The organism is Microbacterium sp. No. 7, assembly GCF_001314225.1.
In the GTDB taxonomy this organism is placed as follows: Bacteria; Actinomycetota; Actinomycetes; order Actinomycetales; family Microbacteriaceae; genus Microbacterium.
In genome coordinates, this window is record NZ_CP012697.1 from 2,818,638 (window position 1) to 2,838,742 (window position 20,105).

At 70.4% G+C, this 20,105-nt stretch carries 19 protein-coding genes; 6 read left to right on the top strand and 13 right to left on the bottom strand.

Annotated elements, in window-relative coordinates; all coding sequences use genetic code 11:
* Positions 1 to 82: 82 nt before the first annotated feature.
* Both AOA12_RS13085 and AOA12_RS13090 read right to left on the bottom strand, forming a co-directional pair.
* A complete protein-coding gene (locus AOA12_RS13085) occupies positions 83 to 1,420 on the bottom strand; it encodes a class II 3-deoxy-7-phosphoheptulonate synthase (protein ID WP_054683433.1) in 1,338 nt (445 codons plus the stop codon).
* A 29-nt stretch (positions 1,421 to 1,449) separates the two neighbouring features.
* The gene (locus AOA12_RS13090) at positions 1,450 to 2,145 is read right to left on the bottom strand and encodes a lysophospholipid acyltransferase family protein (protein ID WP_054683434.1); all 696 of its coding nucleotides are present in this window, start codon (positions 2,143 to 2,145) and stop codon (positions 1,450 to 1,452) included.
* Positions 2,146 to 2,291: 146 nt separating this feature from the next.
* On the opposite strand from AOA12_RS13090, the gene AOA12_RS13095 reads away from it, so the two are divergent.
* Entirely contained in the window at positions 2,292 to 4,124 is a 1,833-nt protein-coding gene (locus AOA12_RS13095) for an AMP-dependent synthetase/ligase (RefSeq protein WP_054683436.1), read from the top strand.
* Positions 4,125 to 4,127: 3 nt separating this feature from the next.
* Here the strand turns inward: AOA12_RS13095 and def are convergent, their stop codons facing one another.
* The 3 genes from def to AOA12_RS13110 are packed head-to-tail and all read right to left on the bottom strand — an operon-like array spanning position 4,128 to position 8,349.
* On the bottom strand, positions 4,128 to 4,619 hold the full coding sequence (gene def, locus AOA12_RS13100) for a peptide deformylase (RefSeq protein ID WP_054683439.1): 492 nt from the start codon (positions 4,617 to 4,619) through the stop codon (positions 4,128 to 4,130).
* A 34-nt stretch (positions 4,620 to 4,653) separates the two neighbouring features.
* Positions 4,654 to 4,893, bottom strand: coding sequence for a hypothetical protein (locus AOA12_RS13105; protein ID WP_054683442.1), 240 nt, complete (start codon positions 4,891 to 4,893; stop codon positions 4,654 to 4,656).
* 48 nt (positions 4,894 to 4,941) lie between these two features.
* Positions 4,942 to 8,349, bottom strand: a complete 3,408-nt coding sequence (locus AOA12_RS13110; RefSeq protein ID WP_054683445.1) for a pyruvate carboxylase — start codon at positions 8,347 to 8,349, stop codon at positions 4,942 to 4,944.
* 139 nt (positions 8,350 to 8,488) lie between these two features.
* Between AOA12_RS13110 and AOA12_RS13115 the strand changes: the two genes are divergently transcribed.
* On the top strand, positions 8,489 to 9,301 hold the full coding sequence (locus tag AOA12_RS13115) for a ParA family protein (protein WP_054683451.1): 813 nt from the start codon (positions 8,489 to 8,491) through the stop codon (positions 9,299 to 9,301).
* Positions 9,302 to 9,355: 54 nt separating this feature from the next.
* On the opposite strand, the gene AOA12_RS13120 is transcribed toward AOA12_RS13115, so the two are convergent.
* The 3 genes from AOA12_RS13120 to AOA12_RS13130 form a co-directional block, all read right to left on the bottom strand.
* Positions 9,356 to 9,892: a MerR family transcriptional regulator gene (locus AOA12_RS13120; RefSeq protein WP_054683452.1), complete on the bottom strand. Its 537-nt coding sequence runs from the start codon at positions 9,890 to 9,892 to the stop codon at positions 9,356 to 9,358.
* Between the two features lie 99 nt (positions 9,893 to 9,991).
* Positions 9,992 to 10,678, bottom strand: a complete 687-nt coding sequence (gene ftsR / locus AOA12_RS13125) for a transcriptional regulator FtsR (protein ID WP_054683453.1) — start codon at positions 10,676 to 10,678, stop codon at positions 9,992 to 9,994.
* Positions 10,675 to 11,157: an FHA domain-containing protein gene (locus tag AOA12_RS13130; protein ID WP_054683458.1), complete on the bottom strand. Its 483-nt coding sequence runs from the start codon at positions 11,155 to 11,157 to the stop codon at positions 10,675 to 10,677. The genes ftsR and AOA12_RS13130 overlap by 4 nt, the downstream gene beginning before the upstream one ends.
* A 174-nt stretch (positions 11,158 to 11,331) precedes the next feature.
* Here AOA12_RS13130 and AOA12_RS13135 point away from each other — a divergent pair, with 174 nt between their 5' ends.
* A complete protein-coding gene (locus AOA12_RS13135; protein WP_054683461.1) occupies positions 11,332 to 11,682 on the top strand; it encodes a hypothetical protein in 351 nt (116 codons plus the stop codon).
* 29 nt (positions 11,683 to 11,711) lie between these two features.
* Here the strand turns inward: AOA12_RS13135 and AOA12_RS13140 are convergent, their stop codons facing one another.
* Positions 11,712 to 12,107: a hypothetical protein gene (locus tag AOA12_RS13140; RefSeq protein WP_054683464.1), complete on the bottom strand. Its 396-nt coding sequence runs from the start codon at positions 12,105 to 12,107 to the stop codon at positions 11,712 to 11,714.
* Between the two features lie 106 nt (positions 12,108 to 12,213).
* Between AOA12_RS13140 and lpdA the strand changes: the two genes are divergently transcribed.
* Positions 12,214 to 13,614, top strand: coding sequence for a dihydrolipoyl dehydrogenase (gene lpdA, locus AOA12_RS13145; RefSeq protein ID WP_054683466.1), 1,401 nt, complete (start codon positions 12,214 to 12,216; stop codon positions 13,612 to 13,614).
* Positions 13,615 to 13,725: 111 nt separating this feature from the next.
* On the opposite strand, the gene AOA12_RS13150 is transcribed toward lpdA, so the two are convergent.
* Together AOA12_RS13150 and AOA12_RS13155 are read right to left on the bottom strand one after the other, a co-directional pair.
* A complete protein-coding gene (locus tag AOA12_RS13150) occupies positions 13,726 to 14,349 on the bottom strand; it encodes a CYTH domain-containing protein (protein WP_054683468.1) in 624 nt (207 codons plus the stop codon).
* Complete coding sequence (locus AOA12_RS13155; protein WP_054683471.1) at positions 14,346 to 14,573, bottom strand: hypothetical protein; 228 nt, start codon at positions 14,571 to 14,573, stop codon at positions 14,346 to 14,348. Before AOA12_RS13155 ends, AOA12_RS13150 begins: the two co-directional genes overlap by 4 nt.
* Before the next feature lie 83 nt (positions 14,574 to 14,656).
* On the opposite strand from AOA12_RS13155, the gene AOA12_RS13160 reads away from it, so the two are divergent.
* Complete coding sequence (locus AOA12_RS13160) at positions 14,657 to 15,388, top strand: glutamine amidotransferase (RefSeq protein ID WP_054683475.1); 732 nt, start codon at positions 14,657 to 14,659, stop codon at positions 15,386 to 15,388.
* Between the two features lie 85 nt (positions 15,389 to 15,473).
* Here AOA12_RS13160 and AOA12_RS13165 read toward each other — a convergent pair whose 3' ends face one another.
* Positions 15,474 to 17,990, bottom strand: coding sequence for a glycogen/starch/alpha-glucan phosphorylase (locus AOA12_RS13165; RefSeq protein WP_054683478.1), 2,517 nt, complete (start codon positions 17,988 to 17,990; stop codon positions 15,474 to 15,476).
* A 59-nt stretch (positions 17,991 to 18,049) separates the two neighbouring features.
* Positions 18,050 to 19,054 carry a YihY/virulence factor BrkB family protein gene (locus AOA12_RS13170; RefSeq protein ID WP_082406246.1) on the bottom strand — a complete coding sequence of 335 codons (1,005 nt, stop codon included), beginning with the start codon at positions 19,052 to 19,054 and terminating at the stop codon, positions 18,050 to 18,052.
* A gap of 138 nt (positions 19,055 to 19,192) precedes the next feature.
* Here AOA12_RS13170 and AOA12_RS13175 point away from each other — a divergent pair, with 138 nt between their 5' ends.
* Positions 19,193 to 20,098 (top strand): alpha/beta hydrolase, encoded by a 906-nt coding sequence (locus AOA12_RS13175; RefSeq protein WP_054683484.1) that lies wholly within the window; start codon positions 19,193 to 19,195, stop codon positions 20,096 to 20,098.
* The last annotated feature ends 7 nt before the right edge of the window (positions 20,099 to 20,105 follow it).

The window sequence follows — 20,105 nt, forward strand, 5'->3', positions numbered from 1 at the left end:
CGCCTCACGCACCGCGGGAAGGGTCTCGACACACCGTCGGCTCCGCCGACGGCACTCGACCGGCGGGGGCGGACGAGAAGGGTCAGCGGGCGGCGAGCTCCTCGGCGACGAGGAAGGCGAGCTCGAGGCTCTGCTTGTGGTTCAGGCGCGGGTCGCACAGCGACTCGTAGCGCGTCGCGAGGGTGTCCTCGTCGATGTGCTCCGCGCCGCCCAGGCACTCGGTCACGTCGTCGCCCGTGAGCTCGACGTGGATGCCGCCGGGGAACGTGCCGACCGCACGGTGCGCCTCGAAGAAGCCGCGCACCTCGTCGACGACGTCGTCGAAGCGCCGCGTCTTGTAGCCGGTGGGCGTCGTGATGCCGTTGCCGTGCATGGGGTCGGTGACCCACAGGGGCGTCGCACCGGCGTCCTTCACGGCCTCCAGCAGCGGCGGCAGCGCATCGCGGATCTTGCCGGCGCCCATGCGCGTGATGAACGTCAGGCGACCCGGCTCGCGCTCGGGGTCGAGCTTGTCGATGAGCGCGAGCGCCGTCTCGGTCGTCGTCGTGGGGCCGAGCTTGACGCCGATGGGGTTGCGGATCTTCGAGAAGTAGTCGACGTGCGCGCCGTCGAGGTCGCGCGTGCGCTCGCCGATCCACAGGAAGTGCGCCGACGTGTTGTACGGCGATCCGGTGCGCGAGTCGATGCGGGTCATGGGGTGCTCGTAGTCCATGAGCAGGCCCTCGTGGCCCGTGTAGAACTCCACGCCGCGCAGCTCGTCGAAGTTGGCGCCGGCGGCCTCCATGAAGCGGATCGCCTTGTCGATGTCGCCCGCGAGACGCTCGTAGCGCGCGTTGGCGGGGTTCTTCGCGAAGCCCTGGTTCCAGCTGTGCACCTCGCGCAGGTCGGCGAACCCGCCCTGCGTGAACGCGCGGATGAGGTTCAGCGTCGAGGCCGCCGTGTGGTAGCCCTTCAGCAGCCGCTGCGGGTCGGCCTGGCGCGATCCCTCGGTGAAGTCGTAGCCGTTGACGATGTCGCCGCGGTAGGCGGGCAGCGTGACGTCGCCGCGCGTCTCGGTGTCGCTCGAGCGGGGCTTGGCGAACTGGCCCGCCATGCGGCCCATCTTGACGACCGGCATCGACGCCCCGTAGGTGAGCACGACCGCCATCTGCAGCACCGTCTTGATGCGGTTGCGGATCTTCTCGGCCGTGGCGCCGTCGAACGTCTCGGCGCAGTCGCCGCCCTGCAGCAGGAAGGCGCCGCCGCCGGCCGCGCGCGCGAGGCGGGCGCGGAGGATGTCGACCTCGCCGGCGAAGACCAGCGGCGGGAGGGTCGAGATCTCGTCGGAGACGGCGGCTACGGCCGCCGCGTCGGGCCAGGTCGGCTGCTGCTTGATGGGAAGCGAGCGCCACGAATCGAGGGCATGAGAAGAAACGGGCATCCGCTCATTCTAGTGGCGCCCGAACGGGCTCAGTCGCCGGTCGCGGCGGCCGCGGCCCGGTCCTTCACGGTCGAGGCGTACACGTCGACGTACTCCTGCTCCCCCAGCCGCTGCAGCGCGACCATGATCTCGTCGGTGACCGAGCGCAGCACGTAGCGGTCGCTCTCCATGCCCTGGAAGCGCGAGAAGTCGAGCGGCTCGCCGATGACCATCCCCACGCGTCCGACACGCGGGACCGAGCGCCCGATGGGCATGACCGTGCCCGTGTCGACCATGACGACGGGGATGACCGGCACGCGCGCCTCCAGCGCCATCCGTGCGAGGCCCGTGCGCCCGCGGTAGAGACGCCCGTCGGGGCTGCGCGTGCCCTCCGGATAGATGCCCAGCAGGTCGCCGCGGCCGAGCACCTGCAGGCCCGTGTTGAGCGAGGCCTCCGAGGCCTTGCCGCCGCCGCGGTCGATGGGGATCTGGCCCGTCGCCTTCATGAACATGCGCGTGGCCCAGCCCTTGATCCCCTTGCCGGTGAAGTAGTCGCTCTTGGCGAGGAACGACATCGGCCGGTCGATCATGAGCGGCAGGAAGATCGAGTCGCTCACCGAGAGGTGGTTGCTCGCGAGGATCGCCGCCCCCGTCGCCGGCACGTTCGAGCGCCCCACGATCCAGGGCCGGAAGATCGCCTTGATCAGGGGACCGATGACGATGAATTTCATCAACCAGTAGAACATCGATAGGTCCATCCCTCTCAGCCACGAGAATCCTATGCCAGGCGTACAAGCAGATCACATACTCGTCGCGGCATCCGGGACCCGGTTCCTGTCGCGGATAGACTCGGTTCCCACCGACGACCGGTACCGAAGGAGTTGCCGCCATCATGAGCGTCACGCAGTTTGAAGTCCCCGCCATCGTTCCCGCCGACCCCGAAGCGAACATCAGCGACCTTCTCGTCGAGCGTGTCAAGGCCACTCCGTCGCTCGCGCTGTTCGCGGTGCCCGACGGCGACGGCTGGCGCGACATCACGGCCGCGGCGTTCCAGCGCGAGGTCGTCGCGCTCGCCAAGGGGTTCGTCGCGGCGGGCATCCAGCCCGGCGACAAGGTCGCCTTCATCGCGCGGACGACGTACGAGTGGACGCTCGTCGACTTCGCGCTGTTCTTTGCGGGGGCCGTCATGGTGCCCGTCTACGAGACCAGCTCGGCGTCGCAGATCTCCTGGATCCTGCAGGACTCCGGCGCCATCGCGATCGTCGCCGAGTCCGACGTGCACGCGGCCCGGATCGCCGAGGTGCGCGGCGAGACGCCGCTCGTGCGCGACGTGTGGACGATGCAGCAGGGCGACCTCGACGCGCTGCGCGAGCGCGGCGCCGAGATCGCCGACGACGAGATCGAGCGCCGCCGGAGCCTCGCCGTCGGCAGCGACATCGCGACGCTCATCTACACGTCCGGGTCGACGGGCCGGCCGAAGGGCTGCGTGCTGACGCACTCGAACTTCGTCGAGCTCGCCCGCAACTCGGCCAAGGCCCTCGACGAGGTCGTGTCGACGCCGGGCGCGTCGACGCTGCTGTTCATCACGACCGCGCACGTCTTCGCGCGCTTCATCTCGATCCTCGACGTGCACGCGGGCGTCAAGACGGGCCACCAGCCCGACACGAGCCAGCTGCTGCCCGCCCTCGGCTCGTTCCAGCCCACCTTCCTGCTCGCGGTGCCCCGCGTGTTCGAGAAGGTCTACAACTCGGCGGAGCAGAAGGCCGAGGCCGGGGGCAAGGGCAAGATCTTCCGCGCCGCGGCGCACGCGGCCGTCGAGCACTCGACGCTGCTGCAGGAGGGCAAGAAGGTGCCGCTGGGCCTGCGCCTGCGCTTCGCGCTCTTCGACCGCCTCGTCTTCGGCAAGCTGCGCGCGGCGATGGGCGGCCACGTGCGGTACGCGGTCTCGGGCTCCGCTCCCCTGGGCCCGCGTCTCGGGCACTTCTTCCACAGCCTCGGCGTCACGATCCTGGAGGGCTACGGCCTCACCGAGACGACGGCGCCGGCGACCGTCAACACGCCCGCCAAGGCGAAGATCGGCACGGTCGGGCCCGTGCTGCCGGGCGTCGGCATCCGCATCGCCGACGACGGCGAGATCGAGATCCGCGGCATCAACGTCTTCCGCGAGTACTGGAACAACCCCGAGGGCACGGCCGCGTCGTTCAACGACGGCTGGTACAAGACCGGCGACCTGGGCAGCTTCGACGGCGAGGGCTTCCTCACCATCACGGGCCGCAAGAAGGAGATCATCGTCACCGCGGGCGGCAAGAACGTCGCGCCCGCCGTGCTCGAGGACCCGATCCGCTCGCACCCCATCGTCGGCCAGGTCGTCGTGGTGGGCGATCAGCGCCCGTTCATCGGCGCGCTCGTCACGCTCGACCCCGAGATGCTGCCCGCCTGGCTGTCGAACCACGGCCTGCCCGCCGACATGTCGCTGACCGACGCCGCGAACCACCCCACGGTGCGCGAGGCCGTGCAGTCGGCGATCGACCGGGCCAACAAGCTCGTGTCGCGCGCCGAGTCGATCCGCAAGTTCACGATCCTGCCGACCGAGTGGACCGAGGCCTCGGGCCACCTCACGCCGAAGATGAGCATCAAGCGCGACAACATCCTGCGCGACTTCGCCTCGGACGTCGACGCCCTCTACGACGTCGGGGTCAACACGACGAACGTGTCGCTCGGGTAGGGCTCAGAACCAGTCCGACTCGCGGATCTCGCGCATCGCCGTACGACGCGTCTGAGGGTCGAGGCGGCTGAGGAACAGCATGCCGTCGAGATGGTCCGTCTCGTGCTGCAGCGCCTGCGCCATCAGCCCCTCGCCCTCCAGCACGACCTCGTCGCCGTCGAGGTCGATGCCGACGACCTTCGCGTAGGGATGCCGCAGCGCCTCGTGCCACACGTGCGGCACCGACAGGCATCCCTCGCCGACGGGGGCCGGCTCGCCCGACGCCTCGACGAGCACGGGGTTGAGCACGTACCCGATCACGCCGTCGACGTTGTAGCTGAACGCGCGCAGTCCCACGCCGATCTGCGGGGCGGCCACGCCCGCGCGGCCGGGGAGCTCCACCGTGTCGACGAGGTCGCGCACGAGGGCGCGGATGCCGTCGTCGATCGTCTCGATGGGCGCGCAGGCGGCGCGGAGCACCGGGTCGCCGAAGAGGCGGATGGGGCGGACGGTCATCGGATCGCTTTCGTCGCGGTGGGCAGGACGCGGGTCACGCGGAGGGCGGGTCGTCGGGCCAGTCGACGACGACCTCGCCGTCGATGACGACCTCGCCGTCCACGACGTCGTCGTCGCCGCGGTCGTCGACGTTCGTCAGCGACGGCAGCAGCACGTCGAGCCGCGCCGTCGCGCCGGCCACGAGGCCGAGGACCGCGGGGTCGGCGCTGCTCGCGTCGTCGAGCACGCCGTTGTCGGCGTCGTCACGAGGGGTGTCGATACGGTCAGGGGTCACGGGGTCTCGCTCCAGATCCGCCGCGGGAGCGCGGCACGGCCGTCCACCTTACTCGGACGGCCGCACCACCAGCAAAAGATCGCCGGCCTCGACCGGCGCCGTCCCCGCGATGACGCGGCGCTCGACGACGCCGTCGACGGGCGACGTGATGGCCGCCTCCATCTTCATCGCCTCGATCGATGCGACGGGCTGACCCGCGCTCACCCGGTCTCCGACCTCCGCCTTGAGCGTCACGACGCCCGAGAACGGCGCGGCGACCTGACCGGGCCTGCTCGTGTCGGCCTTCTCGGCCTGCCGCGCCTCGACGGTGATCGACCGGTCGCGCACGAAGGTCGGACGCAGCTGGCCGTTGAGGGTGGCCATGACGGTGCGCATGCCCTTCTCGTCGGCGGTTCCGATCGCCTCGAGGCCGACGTACAGCTGCACGCCGCGTTCGATCTCGACGACGTGCTCCTGGCCCGGCGTCAGGCCGTAGAGGTAGTCGGCCGTGTCGAGCACGCTGAGGTCGCCGTAGGTGTCGCGCGCCTCGCGGAAGGTGCGCGTGGGCGCCGGGAAGAGCAGGCGGTTGAGCGCGTCGCGGCGCGCCGCCGGCTCGCCCTGCAGCGCGGCCAGGTCGTCGTCGCCCACGGGCGTGACGCCGACCTTCACCTCGCGGCCCTCGAGCACCTTGCTGCGGAACGGCTCGGGCCATCCGCCGGGCAGGTCGCCCAGCTCGCCCGCCATGAAGCCGACGACCGAGTCGGGGATGTCGTAGTTCTGCGGGTTCTCGGCGAAGTCCGCCGGATCGGCCTTGACCGCGGCGAGGTGGAGCGCCAGGTCGCCGACCACCTTCGAGGAGGGCGTGACCTTGGGCACCCGCCCCAGGATCTCGTTGGCCGCCGCGTACATGTCCTCGATGAGCTCGAAGTCGTCGGCGAGGCCCAGCGCGATCGCCTGCTGGCGCAGGTTCGACAGCTGGCCGCCCGGGATCTCGTGGCGGTACACGCGACCGGTGGGGCCGGGAAGACCCGACTCGAACGGCCGGTACTGGTGGCGCACGGCCTCCCAGTAGGGCTCCAGGTCCGACACCGCCTGCAGATCGAGGCCCGTGTCGCGCTCGGTGTGCGCGAGCGCGGCCACGAGGGCCGACAGCGACGGCTGGCTCGTCGTGCCCGACATGGGCGCCGCGGCCGCGTCGACGGCGTCCGCACCGGCGGCGCTCGCGGCGAGCAGCGTCGCGAGCTGGCCGCCGGCCGTGTCGTGCGTGTGCACGTGCACGGGCAGGTCGAACCGCTCGCGCAGCGCGGTGACCAGGCGCGCGACGGCGCCCGGGCGGAGCAGGCCCGCCATGTCCTTGATCGCGAGCACGTGCGCGCCGGCATCCACGATCTGCTCCGCGAGCCGCAGGTAGTAGTCGAGCGTGTAGAGGCTCTCGCTCGGGTCGAGCAGGTCGCCCGTGTAGCAGACGGCGACCTCGGCGACCGAGGTGCCGGTCTGCAGCACCGCGTCGATCGCGGGGCGCATCTGGCTGACGTCGTTGAGGGCGTCGAAGATGCGGAAGACGTCGATGCCGCTGCGCGCGGCCTCGCTCACGAACGCGTCGGTGACCTCGGTGGGGTACGGCGTGTAGCCGACCGTGTTGCGGCCGCGCAGCAGCATCTGGATCGCGACGTTCGGCAGGGCCGTGCGCAGGGCGTCGAGGCGCTCCCACGGGTCCTCGCCCAGGAAGCGCAGCGCGACGTCGTACGTGGCACCGCCCCACGCCTCGACCGACCACAGCTGCGGCGTGAGACGCGCGACGTGCGGTGCCACGCCCACCAGGTCCTTCGTGCGCACGCGCGTCGCGAGCAGCGACTGGTGCGCGTCGCGGAAGGTCGTCTCGGTGACCGCGAGCGCGGACTGCTCGCGCAGGGCGCGCGCGAAGCCCTCCGGCCCCAGGCGCAGCAGCTGCTGGCGCGTGCCCTCGGGCGCCGGCGCCGACAGGTCGACGGCCGGCAGCTTCAGGCGCGGGTCGATCGAGATCGGGTTCTCGCCGTTCGGCCGGTTCACGGTGACGTCGGCGAGCCACGCGAGGATCTTCGATCCACGGTCCTTCGACAGCGTCGGCCGCACGAGCTCGGGGCGCTCGTCGATGAACGCGGTGGACAGGTCGCCCGCGACGAACGTCGGGTCGTCGAGCACGCGCTTGAGGAACGGGATGTTCGTGGAGACGCCGCGGATGCGGAACTCGGCGAGCGCGCGCCGCGAGCGTCGCACCGCCGACGGGAAGTCGCGGCCGCGGCAGGTGAGCTTCGACAGCATCGAGTCGAAATGCGGGCTCACCTGCGATCCGGCGGCGGTCGTGCCGCCGTCGAGACGGATGCCGGCGCCGCCCGGCGACCGGTAGGTCGTGATCTTGCCCGTGTCGGGGCGGAAGCCCTGCGCCGGGTCCTCGGTCGTGATGCGGCACTGCAGCGCGGCGCCGCGCAGCTGGATGTTCTCCTGCTGCAGCCCGAGCTCGTCGATCGTCTGCCCCGCGGCGATGCGCAGCTGCGACTGCACGAGGTCGACGTCGGTGACCTCCTCGGTCACGGTGTGCTCGACCTGGATGCGCGGGTTCATCTCGATGAAGACGACCTCGCCCGCGCGCGGGCCGGCGGTCTCGAGCAGGAACTCCACCGTTCCCGCGTTCTCGTAGCCGATCGACTCGGCGAAGGCGACCGCGTAGCGGTGCAGGTCGGCGCGCACGTCGTCGGCGAGGTTCGGCGCCGGGGCGATCTCGATGACCTTCTGGTGTCGGCGCTGCACGGAGCAGTCGCGCTCGAACAGGTGCACCGTGTGCCCCGTCTTGTCGGCGAGGATCTGCACCTCGACGTGACGCGGGCGCTGCACGGCCTGCTCCAGGAAGACGCGCGCGTCGCCGAACGCGCTCCCCGCCTCGCGCATCGCCTCGGCGAGCGCGGGCGCGAGCTGCGCCTTCGTCTCGACGCGACGCATGCCGCGGCCGCCGCCGCCGGCGACCGCCTTCACGAAGATCGGGAAGCCGATGTCGTCGGCCTGTGCGACGAGCGCGTCGACGTCGTCGGACGCCTCGGTCGAGCGCAGCACCGGCACGCCCGCGGCGATCGCGTGCTCCTTCGCGGTGACCTTGTTGCCCGCCATCTCCAGCACGCGCGCGGGCGGGCCGACGAAGACGATGCCGTTCTCGGCGGCGCGGGCGGCGAGGTCGGGGTTCTCGGAGAGGAACCCGTAGCCCGGGTAGATGGCGTCGGCGCCGCTCTCCAGCGCGACGCGGATGATCTCGTCCACGTCGAGGTAGGCCCGCACCGGGTGCCCCTTCTCGCCGATCTGGTACGCCTCGTCGGCCTTGAGCCGGTGCAGCGAATAGCGATCCTCATAGGGGAAGACGGCGACCGTTCGCGCGCCGAGCTCGTAGGCGGCGCGGAAGGCACGGATCGCGATCTCACCGCGGTTCGCAACCAGGATCTTGCGGAACATGCTCACCTCATCTACAGGATGGTGCGTCCGCGTCGCGGACGTCCGACGCACCGGAGGTCATGGGGTCGGGACCCACTCGGCCGCGCCGACCGCGCGTATGAGTGTGTTCACAGCCTAAGGGACGGTAACGTGGTGGACTGTGCACGTACTCTCCGTCAGCTCCTTGAAGGGCGGTGTCGGCAAGACCACCGTCACGCTCGGTCTCGCCTCCGCGGCCTTCTCCCGCGGCGTGCGTACGCTCGTGGTCGACCTCGACCCCCAGTCCGACGTCTCGACCGGCCTCGACATCCAGATCGCCGGCAAGCTGAACATCGCCGACGTCCTCGCCAACCCCAAGGAGAAGGTGGTCCGTCAGGCGATCACCTCCAGCGGCTGGACGAAGGTGCACCCGGGCACGATCGACGTCATGATCGGCAGCCCGTCGGCGATCAACTTCGACGGCCCGCATCCCAGCGTGCGCGACGTCTGGAAGCTCGAGGAGGCCCTCGCGACGATCGAGGCCGACTACGACCTCGTGCTCATCGACTGCGCCCCGTCGCTCAACGCCCTCACGCGCACGGCGTGGGCGGCATCCGACCGCGTCATGGTCGTGACCGAGCCCGGCCTGTTCTCCGTCGCCGCGGCCGACCGCGCGCTGCGCGCGATCGAGGAGATCCGCCGCGGCCTCTCGCCGCGCCTGCAGCCCCTCGGCATCGTCGTCAACCGCGTGCGGCCGCAGTCGATCGAGCACCAGTTCCGCATCAAGGAGCTGCGCGACATGTTCGGCCCGCTCGTGCTCAGCCCTCAGCTGCCCGAGCGCACCTCGCTGCAGCAGGCGCAGGGAGCCGCCAAGCCCCTGCACATCTGGCCGGGCGACTCGGCGCAGGAGCTCGCGGGCAACTTCGACGCCCTGCTCGACCGTGTCATGCGCACGGGCCGCATCAGCGTCGCCGACGGCGGCGCGGCGTCCTGACCGGCTGGCCGGCGCCTCCGGTGTGCCGTCCGGACGGGAGCGTTCGCGTGACCGTCAGGCGCTGCGGCGCGCGCGGCGCACGGCGAGCTCGTCGACGGGGTCGGGCGCCTGCGGGTCGAACTCGACCAGCGTCGACTCGACCTCGCGCAGCACCTTGCCCACCGCGATGCCGAACACGCCCTGCCCGCGGCTGACGAGGTCGATGACCTCGTCGTTCGACGTGCACAGGTACACCGAGGCGCCGTCGCTCATGAGCGTCGTGCCCGCGAGGTCGCGGATGCCCGCGGCGCGCAGCTGATCGACGGCGGTGCGGATCTGCTGCAGCGAGATGCCGGTGTCGAGCAGCCGCTTGACGAGCTTGAGCACGAGGATGTCGCGGAAGCCGTAGAGGCGCTGCGAGCCCGAGCCGCTGGCGCCGCGCACCGTCGGCTCGACGAGCTCGGTGCGGGCCCAGTAGTCGAGCTGCCGGTAGGTGATGCCGGCCGCACGCGCGGCGACGGCGCCGCGGTAGCCGACCTCGTCGTCCATCTGCGGGAGGCCGTCGGTGAACAGCAGCTCGCTCTCGAACCGCTGTGCGTCATGCACCGTCATCGTCGCCTCCTGCGCGTGCCTCGGGTCCTTCCACGCTAGAGGACGCGTCGGGCGTGGGCAACGACATCCGCTCCCACGATGCGGCGTGTCGCGCGCGGGTCACGACGTGAACCGGTCGAGCGCGGCCTGCGTGAAGACGGCGCGCAGCTCGTCGACGCGACGTGCGAGCTCGGGCGCGGCCTCGTTCGCGTGCGCCCGCGACTCGGCGTCCTTCCGCCGCAGCAGCGGGGCGAGCGCGTTCTCGATGAGCGCGATGTCGCGTTCGGCCGCCTGGCGCACGCCGCGCAGGTGCCGTGGCTCGATGCCGTGCTCGTCGAGGGCGACGAGGCCGCGGAGCACGACGAGCGCGTGCTCGTCGTAGCGATCCGCCGCGGCGAGCAGGCCCGCCCGCACGGCGTCGTCGAGGAGCGCGGACGTCGCGCCCGCCGTCTTCAGCAGCTCCCCGCGACGATAGGTGCGCGCCGGGGGCAGGATCGACGCGGGCACCGGCGTGGCCGACACACCGGCCGTCTCCCCCTCGTCGAGGTACTCGCGGATGCGCGCGAGCGGGAAGCCGTAGTCGCGCTGCATCGTCAGCGCGTTGCGCAGCCGCTCGACGTCGTCGTTCGAGAACTTGCGGTAGCCCGACGCGGTGCGCACGGGCGTGACGATGCCCTGCACCTCGAGGAAGCGCAGCTTGCTCGCCGTGAGCCCGGGGAAGTCCGGCAGCAGCCGGGCGAGCACCTGGCCAATGCTGAGTTGCCCCGCAGCCGAAGACCTTCCGCGGGGGGCCGACGCCGGGCTCACGCCCCGGCCACCTGCCCCCGGTCGGCCGGAGACGCGAAGAAGTTCAGGCGGAACTTGCCGATCCGCAGCTCGGCGCCGTCGACGAGGACGGCGCGGTCGACGCGCTCGCCGTTGACGTAGCTGCCGTTGAGCGAGCGCTGGTCGATGAGCTCGAAGACGGCCCCCGTGCGCACGATCTCGGCGTGACGGCGCGAGACGGTGACGTCGTCGAAGAAGATGTCGGCCTCGGGGTGCCGCCCGACGCTCGTGACATCGGCGTCGAGCAGATAGCGTGCGCCCGCGGTGGGCCCCGAGCGCACCAGCAGCAGCGCGGCGCGCGACGGGAGCGCGGCGATGGCCTCGCGCTCGATGTCGGTGAGGTCGGCGCCGAAGGGGACGAAGGAGAGGTCGGAATCGTGCCCGAAAGTCTGGGTCACGTCAGCCGGCCGGTCGGCGGCATCGCGGTGGATGTCGCTCTCGCGTCGGACGTTCTCGTGCACGTATCTCCTCCTCCATCCCACCCTAACGGATCTGAACGATCATCGAAGGGCGGAGGTTCACCGTATCGCGATCGTCGCAATATTGCGTCGTGTGTCGGCCGACTAGGCCCCGGCGCACCTCGCTGCCTAACCTGGCACGACGACGATCCAGCCCGAACCAGAGGAGCCCTCACCGTGTCCACGCAGCGCAACCGCCTCACGCCCGCCTCGGTGCGTCAGGACGCGCTGTGCATGTGCGTCCACGGTCACGCCTGCTCCTCGTTCGCCCCCGGGCACGCCGTCCATCTCATCCAGGCGCGTCTCGTGTCGGCCACGCCGGCCGAGTGGGTCGACGCGATCGCGGGCGCCGTCTCCGTCGAGCGCGGCACCGTCGACGTGCACACGCTCGACGGTGAGACGATCGTCCTGTGGAACGGCTCCGGCGCTGCCGAGGCCGTCGAGGCGGGGCTTCCCGTTGCCTATCACCCGCGCTACCACGTGCTGAACGTGGGCGGCGAGCTGTTCAACGCCGCTCCCCTGGGCTAGAAGGCGGGAGCGGCCGGGCCTGCGACCCGTCAGGCCATCATCGACTGCTTCATGGCCATGCAGGCGTCCATGCACGCGCGGCACGCGTCGGCGCACATCTTGCACATGGGGCTGTCGTCGGCGTGCATCATGCACATGTCCATGCACATCTGACACATCGCCATGCACGCGTCGAGCATCGCCATCATCGCGGCGGGGGTCATGCCCGACATGCGCATCATGCTGCGCATCATGGTGTTGCACATGTCGGCGCAGTTCATGCAGGCGACCGAGCAGTCCATCATCTGACCCGCGCACACGGTGCACGCCTGCTCGCACGCCGCGCACGCGTCCATGCAGGCCTGCATCATCTTCATGTCCATGGCGGGCATGCCCTCCATCGACATCATCTCGGGGGTCATCGCGTCCATCATCATGGCGTCCATCGCACACCTCGTCCTCTCGCCGACGGGGCCCGTCCCCGCCTGAGCGACATCGTATTCCTGTCGCCGCGGAAGCAATACCCTCGTCTCTCCGCACTAGGCTTGAGGCATGCCTCACTACGACGTCGTCATCCTCGGCGCTGGCCCCGGCGGCTATGTCGCGGCCGTGCGCTCCGCACAACTCGGCCTGTCCACCGCGATCATCGAAGAGAAGTACTGGGGCGGTGTATGCCTCAACGTCGGCTGCATCCCCTCGAAGGCGCTCCTGAAGAACGCCGAGATCGCGCACACTCTCACCCACAAGGCCGACTTCTTCGGCATCTCGGGCGAGTTCACCCTCGACTTCGGCAAGGCCTTCGACCGCAGCCGCGAGGTGGCCGACGGCCGCGTCAAGGGCATCCACTACCTGATGAAGAAGAACAAGGTCACCGAGTACGAGGGGCGCGGGTCGTTCACCGGACCGAAGGCGATCACGGTGACCAAGAGCGACGGCAGCACCGAAGAGGTCACCTTCGACAACGTCATCATCGCGACCGGCTCGACCGTGCGCCTGCTGCCGGGCGTCACGCTCAGCAAGAACGTCGTGACGTTCGAGGAGCAGATCCTCACGCGCGACCTGCCCGGCTCGATCGTCATCGTCGGCGCCGGCGCCATCGGCATGGAGTTCGCCTACGTGCTGACCAACTACGGCGTCAAGGTCACCATCATCGAGTTCCTCGACCGCGCGCTCCCCAACGAGGACGCCGACGTGTCGAAGGAGATCGCGCGCCAGTACAAGAGCCTGGGGGTCGACCTGCTGGTCTCGACCAAGGTGGAGTCGGTCGTCGACTCGGGCGACGCCGTGACGGTGACGTACACCGACAACAAGAGCGGCGCGCAGGGCGAGATCGTCGCCGACAAGGTGCTCATGTCGATCGGGTTCGCCCCGAACGTGACGGGCTACGGCCTGGAGAACACCGGCGTCGCGCTCACCGACCGCGGCGCCATCGACATCGACGAGCGCATGCGCACCAACGTGCCCGGCATCTACGCGATCGGCGACGTCACCGCCAAGCTCCAGCTCGCGCACGTCGCGGAGGCGCAGGCGGTCGTCGCGGCCGAGACGATCGGAGACGCCGAGACGCAGGAGCTGGGCGACTACCGGATGATGCCGCGCGCGACGTTCTGCTCCCCGCAGGTGGCCTCGTTCGGGTACACCGAGGCGCAGTACAAGGAGACGGGCCGCGAGTACAAGGTCGCGACGTTCCCGTTCATGGCCAACGGCAAGGCGCACGGCCTGGGCGAGCCGGTCGGCTTCGTCAAGCTCATCGCCGACGCCGAGCACCTCGAGCTCGTCGGCGCGCACATGATCGGCCCCGACGTGTCGGAGCTGCTCCCCGAGCTGACCCTCGCGCAGAAGTGGGACCTCACGGCGCTCGAGCTCGCCCGCAACGTGCACACGCACCCGACGCTCTCCGAGGCCCTGCAGGAGGGCTTCCACGGCCTCGCGGGTCACATGATCAACTTCTGAGTCGAGTAGCCGCCGCAGGCGGCGTATCGAGACCCGGAAACAGAGACCCAGAGACACAAGAGAGCGGGGCGGATGCCGGGTGGCATCCGCCCCACATCTCTTTACTGCGATCTACAGCCCGAGCGCGCGGCCGAGCTTCGACGGGGATGCCGCGGGCGCCCCGCCGACGCGGCGCACGGCGGCCTCGACGGCGGCGAACAGCTCGGTGCGGCCGACCGCATCGGCCGGCGCAGCGGCGCCCAGCTCGAACTCCCACTCGCGCCACGCGCGGTCGACGCCCTGGCGCTCGTCGCGGGCGCGCACGCGGTCGTCGACGAACTCGGCGATCACGCCGCCGGAGACGTCGCGCAGATGGTACGCGTTGCGCGTGTTGCGGATGCGCGCGATGGGGCTGAGCTCACCCGCGACGACGCCCGAGACCACGGTCGCGAGGGCCTCGGGGATGTCCTCCGACTCCCCCAGCGGCCAGTGCAGCTCGACGCGCGAGCCGTCGGCCGACCGCGGCCCCTTCAGGTGCCAGCCCTCGTCGGGACCGCCCGTGCGGCGGCGCAGCGCGTAGCCGGCGCGGCCGAGCGCGTAGTCGTAGACGTCGAGGTACAGGGCGTCGAGCTCGCGCAGCTCGGGCTGCGACACGCTCGCGACGCCCGGGAGCGTCCACAGGTCGGGCAGGGGCGTCTCGGCCTCCACGTCGAACGTGCGCTCGATCTCGATCGAACGCGACGGCTCCACCGTCACGCCTCGCGACCGTCGCCGTCGGGCGCGATGTCCTCCGTCGAGCCGACGTAGCGGAACGTCGCCTCGGTGGGACCGTCGTGCGAGCCGGTGTGCGTGAGCGCACCCTCACGGTGGTAGACGATCTGTCCCTCTCCGTACGGAGCTATGTAGCGGTCGAGAGACGTGTCGCCGAGCGGAACGATCTGGCCGTCGAGCGGCCCCCCCAGCAGTCGTGCAATGGCCATGTTGCCTCCTCGCTCCAGTCTACTCGCGCGCGGATCGCCGCGAACGAGCGGGCATGCGCGCCGAAGCTCCTAGGATCGATCGGGTGAAGCCGTTCCTGCTCCTCGCGACCCGTGCCGAAGACGTGCCCGCCGACGAGGAGTACGAGCTCTTCCTGCGCTACTCGGGCCTCGACGAGCGCACGCTCGTCCGCGTGCGGATGGAGGCCGCTCCCCTGGGCCCCGTCGACCTCGACGACTACTCCGGCATCTTCGTGGGCGGCGGGCCGTTCAACGCGTCGGACCCCGATCGGAAGAAGTCGCCCGTGCAGCACCGCGTCGAGGCGGAGTTCCGCACGCTGCTCGACGAGGTCGTCGCGCGCGACTACCCCTTCCTCGGCGCCTGCTACGGCGTCGGCACGCTCGGCGCGCACCAGGGCGCGGAGATCGACGGCACCTACCGCGAGCCGATCAGCGTCGTCGAAGTGACGCGCACCGCGGCGGGCGCCGACGACCCGCTGCTCGCGACGCTGCCCGACACGTTCGCCGCGTTCGTCGGCCACAAGGAGGCCATCCGCACGCTGCCGCCGTCGGCGACGCTGCTCGCGTCGGGCGAGGCGTGCCCCGTGCAGATGTTCCGCGTGGGGCGGAACGTGTACGCGACGCAGTTCCACCCCGAGCTCGACGTCGAGGGCATCACGACCCGCATCCACGCGTACGCGTCGCACGGCTACTTCGCGGCCGACGAGCTGCAGCTCACGCTCGACGCCGTGCGCAGGATGCCGGTGACCCACACGGGTGACATCCTGCGCGCCTTCGCCGACCGCTACGCACGCTGACCCCGAGTCTCAACCGCGGCAGAGTGCGGGTGCCGCTGAGGACCACCCGCACTCTGCCGCGGTTGAACTGCTGGATGCCGGCCGCTCAGCGCAGCGGCGGCGTGTGCCAGATGCGCTCGATGTAGTCGCGCATCGAGCGGTCGGACGAGAAGAACCCGCAGCGCGCGACGTTGAGGATCGCCTTGCGCGTCCAGGCCTCCTGGTCGGCGTATGCGGCATCCACCTTCGTCTGCGCCTCGAGGTACGAGGTGAAGTCGGCGAGCACCATGAAGCGGTCTTCGTACAGCAGGTTCGAGACGACCGGCTCGAAGACGCTGCGGTCGCCGCCCGAGAACGCGCCCGAGGCGATGAGGTCGATCGCTCGACGCAGGTTCTCGTCGGCCTGGTAGAACTCGCTCGGACGGTAGCCGCGGTCGCTCAGCTCCTGCACCTGCGGCTCGCGCATGCCGAACAGGAAGAAGTTGTCGTCGCCGACGAGCTCGCGGATCTCGACGTTCGCGCCGTCGTCGGTGCCGATCGTGAGCGCGCCGTTGAGCGCGAACTTCATGTTGCCCGTGCCCGACGCCTCCTTGCCCGCGAGCGAGATCTGCTCGGAGAGGTCGGCGGCGGGGACGACGCGCTCGGCGAGCGTGACGTTGTAGTTCGGCGGGAAGAGCACCTTCAGCCTGCCCTCGACGCGCGGGTCGGCGTTGACGACCGACCCGACCGCGTTGATGAGGTGGATGATGCGCTTGGCCATGAGATAGCCGGGCGCCGCCTTCGCGCCGAAGATGAACGTGCGGGCCGTGACCTCCGACGCGGCGACGCGGCCCGAGACGATGCCCTCGTACAGCGACACGATGTGCAGCAGCTTGAGCATCTGCCGCTTGTACTCGTGCAGGCGCTTGACCATGACGTCGAGCATGTGGCCGTCGCTCACCTCGAAGCCGTCGCGGTGGCGCAGCAGCTCGCTGAGCCGACGCTTGTTCGCGGCCTTGACGTCGGCGAACGCCTGACGGAACTGCGGGTCCTCCGCGAACGTCTCCAGCTCGCGCAGGCGCTCCAGGTCGGTGAGCCACGTGCCGCCGAGCGCCTCGGAGATGAGCGCCGAGAGGTCGGGGTTGGCGAGGCGCACGAAGCGGCGCGGGGTGACGCCGTTGGTGACGTTGGTGAACTTGCCCGGGAAGAACTCGTTGAAGTCGGGCAGCACCTTGTCGCGCAGCAGCTGCGAGTGCAGCTCGGCGACGCCGTTGACCTTGGCGCCGGCGACGGTCGCGAGATAGGCCATGCGCACGCTGCGCTGGGGGTACTCGGCGATGATCGACATGTTGCGCAGGCGCATCTCGTCGTCGCCGAACCGCTCGCGCACCTCGGCGAGGAACTCGTCGTTGATGCGGTAGATGATCTCCAGGTGACGCGGCAGCAGGCGGCCGAGCAGGTCGACCGACCAGACCTCGAGCGCCTCGGGCAGCAGCGTGTGGCACGTGTAGGCGAAGCACTGCCGGGTGATCTCCCACGCGGCGTCCCACTCCATCTTCCTCTCGTCGACGAGCACGCGCATCAGCTCGGGGACGCCGATGACGGGGTGGGTGTCGTTGAGCTGGAAGATCACGCGGTCGGGCAGCTTCGCGAGGTCGAAGTCGTCTGGCAGCACGCCGTCGAGGAAGTCGCTGATCGAGGCGGCCACGAAGAAGTACTGCTGCTGCAGGCGCAGCTCCTTGCCCTGCGGCGTGGAGTCCTCGGGGTAGAGCACCTTCGAGATGTTCTCGGCGAAGGTGCGCGCGCGCACCGCCTCCGCGTAGTCGCCGGAGTTGAAGATGCGCAGGTCGAAGGCGCTCGTGGCCTGGGCGCTCCACAGGCGCAGCGTGTTCACGCGGCCGTTCTGGTAGCCGGGGACCATGTAGTTGTAAGGCACGGCGCGCACGGTCCAGCCGGGCACCCAGCGGGTGCGCGTGACGCCCTCGTCGTCGTAGGTCTCGGTGTGCCCGCCGAACGAGATGGTGCGCGCCGACTCGGGGTGCGGGAACTCCCACGGGTTGCCGAGGGTGAGCCACGCGTCGGGCTGCTCCACCTGCTGGCCGTCGACGAAGGTCTGGCGGAAGATGCCGTACTCGTAGCGGATGCCGTAGCCGATGTTCGGCACGCCGAGCGTCGCGAGCGAGTCGATGAAGCAGGCCGCGAGACGCCCGAGGCCGCCGTTGCCGAGGCCCGGCTCGACCTCCAGCTGGCGCAGCTCGTCGAGGTCGACGCCGCACTGCGCGAGCGCGTCGGCGGCGATGTCGGTCAGGCCCGTGGCGAGCAGGTTGTTGTCGAGCTGCCGGCCGAGCAGGAACTCCGCCGACAGGTAGCACACGCCCTTCGCCTGAGCGTGACGCTGGCGGCGCAGGTCTTCGAGCCACCGCGCCATGAGGTAGTCGCGCACGGTGTACGCGAGCGCCATGTAGCGGTCGTTCGGCGTCGACGACGTGAGCGCGACGCCCCGGTCGAAGTTGAGGTTCCGGAGGAACTCCCTGACGAATCCGTCGACGGTGCTGGCGGGCGCCGCGACGGGCGCGAGCGCGAGCGGATGGGTGGCGCCGAGCGGGTGATCGGCGGAGCGTGAAGGCGTCGTTTCTTCGGTCACCGTATCAAGGTACTCGTCCCGTGTTACATCCGTCGAAACACGATCTTGCGTCGCGGCGGCTATGCGCCGCCCGTGCGCTCGGCCTCCTCGGCCGAGCGGGCCGCGCGCAGCTCGTCGGCCGCGACGCGCACGGCGTCCTCGGCGCGGCGCACGCGGCGCTGCGCGAACGTCTCGGCGCCGTGGCGCGCCCGCACGCGGTCGGCGTCCTCCTCGACGCCCGTGACGACGTAGGCGGTCGCGATGAGGATGACCTGCACGGAGAGGTTGATCCACAGCAGCAGGGCGATGAGCGATGCGAAGGAGGCGAGCAGCGGGTTCGAGGCCGCGCCGCCCACGAACAGGCCCGACAGCTGCTGCAGCACCGTGAGCCCGAGGGCGCCCAGCAGCGCGCCCGCCCACAGCGCCCGCGCCGACGCCCGCACGCCCGACAGCACGCGGAACAGCACGGCGATGACGACCGCGTCGAGCGCGAACGTCACGACGATCGCGACCGCGCGCGTCGCGAACGACATGAGCGGATGCCGCTCCGACATGCCGAACGCCTGCGCGACGAGGTCGAGCCCCGCGGTGCCGAGGACGGTGACGGCCGCGGAGGCGACGAGCGCGGCGCCGACGCCGATCGCGAGGGCGAGGTTGCGCAGCATCACCCAGTAGCCCGGGACGTCGTCGAACGGGCGGTCGGCGACGAGCCGCATGGCGGTGCGCAGCGAGCCGATCGCACCGATCGCGGCGCCGACGAGACCGACCGCCGAGATCACGCCCGCGATCGACAGGCCGGCGGGGGCGGCGATCGTGTCGGTCTTGATGATGCCGTCTTCGCCGACCAGTCCGGGGATGGCGTTGTCGACGGCGTCGGTGAGCGCCGTCCACGCCTCGGGGTTGCCGGCGAGCCAGAGCGCGGCGATCGAGAAGCCGAGCAGCACGCCGGCGAACACGCTGAACAGGGTGCGGTAGGTGACGCTGTCGGCGAGCATGGCGCCGCGGTGCTCGCTGTAGCGCAGGAAGGCGCGCACGATCTTGAGCCGCAGGGCGAACGCCGTGACCTTCGCGATGAGCTCTTTCATGCTGCCCATCCTGTCATCGGCGTGTGCGCGATGCAGACCCCCTTGACCCGGATCGATGCCACTCGATACTCTGACACCAATTCCGTGCGGCTCATAGGAATTCGCACGGGCGACCGCACCAGCTCAAAGGAGAGACACATGGTCGAGTTCCGCGACGGCGGGATGTTCAATCCCCTTGCCGCCGGCCCCTATTTCGAGATCGACTCCGAGCAGGTGGGAGGGAGGTTCGCGATCTCGGTGAGCCTTCCCGCCGCCTACCACCAGACGGATGAGCCGCTTCCCGTGCTGTACGTGACCGACGGCAACGTCATGGGCCCGCTCAGCGGCGGCGTCTCCTTCTCGTTCACGCTCGAGAAGGAGGCCGTGGTGCCCTGCCGCCCCTACGTGCAGGTCGCCATCGGATACACCGCCGAGGACGCCGCGCAGATGCTCTCCATCCGCAATCGCGACCTCGTGCCGCCGGGCGAGCCCATCGCCCCGTCGATGTACCCGTACATGCGCGACCACTTCGGCCTCCCCGAGGGCGAGATGCTCGACGGCGCGATGGACACGTTCTTCGCCAGCTACGCGGACGGGCACGGCGACCGACTGCTGGAGTTCATCAAGAAGGAGCTGCACCCCGTCATCGCCGAGGAGTTCCGCATCGACACGAACGACGTCGGGTTCTTCGGCTACTCGTTCGGCGGACTGCTCGCCCTGTACGCGCTGGGCGAGGGCGACGGGTTCTTCTCCCGCATCGGCGCCGGCAGCCCCGGCATCCTCGTCGACGACAGCGTCGTCTTCCCGCGCTACGCGGACGCCCTCGGGAAGGCGACGCCGACGCACGACCTGCACCTGCACATCTCGGTCAACATCCACGAGATGGAGGGCCCCGTCGAGGCCTACCGCCGACTGGCGATCGGCAGCCTGCGCTTCCTCAACCTGGTCAAGGCCGAGCCGCTCCCCGGCCTGCGCGTGACGAGCGAGATGCTCCCCGGCAACGACCACGAGGCGGGCCTCATCGACGCCTACCGCAGCTTCGTGCGCAGCTCCTACCGGCTGTAGCCGGCCG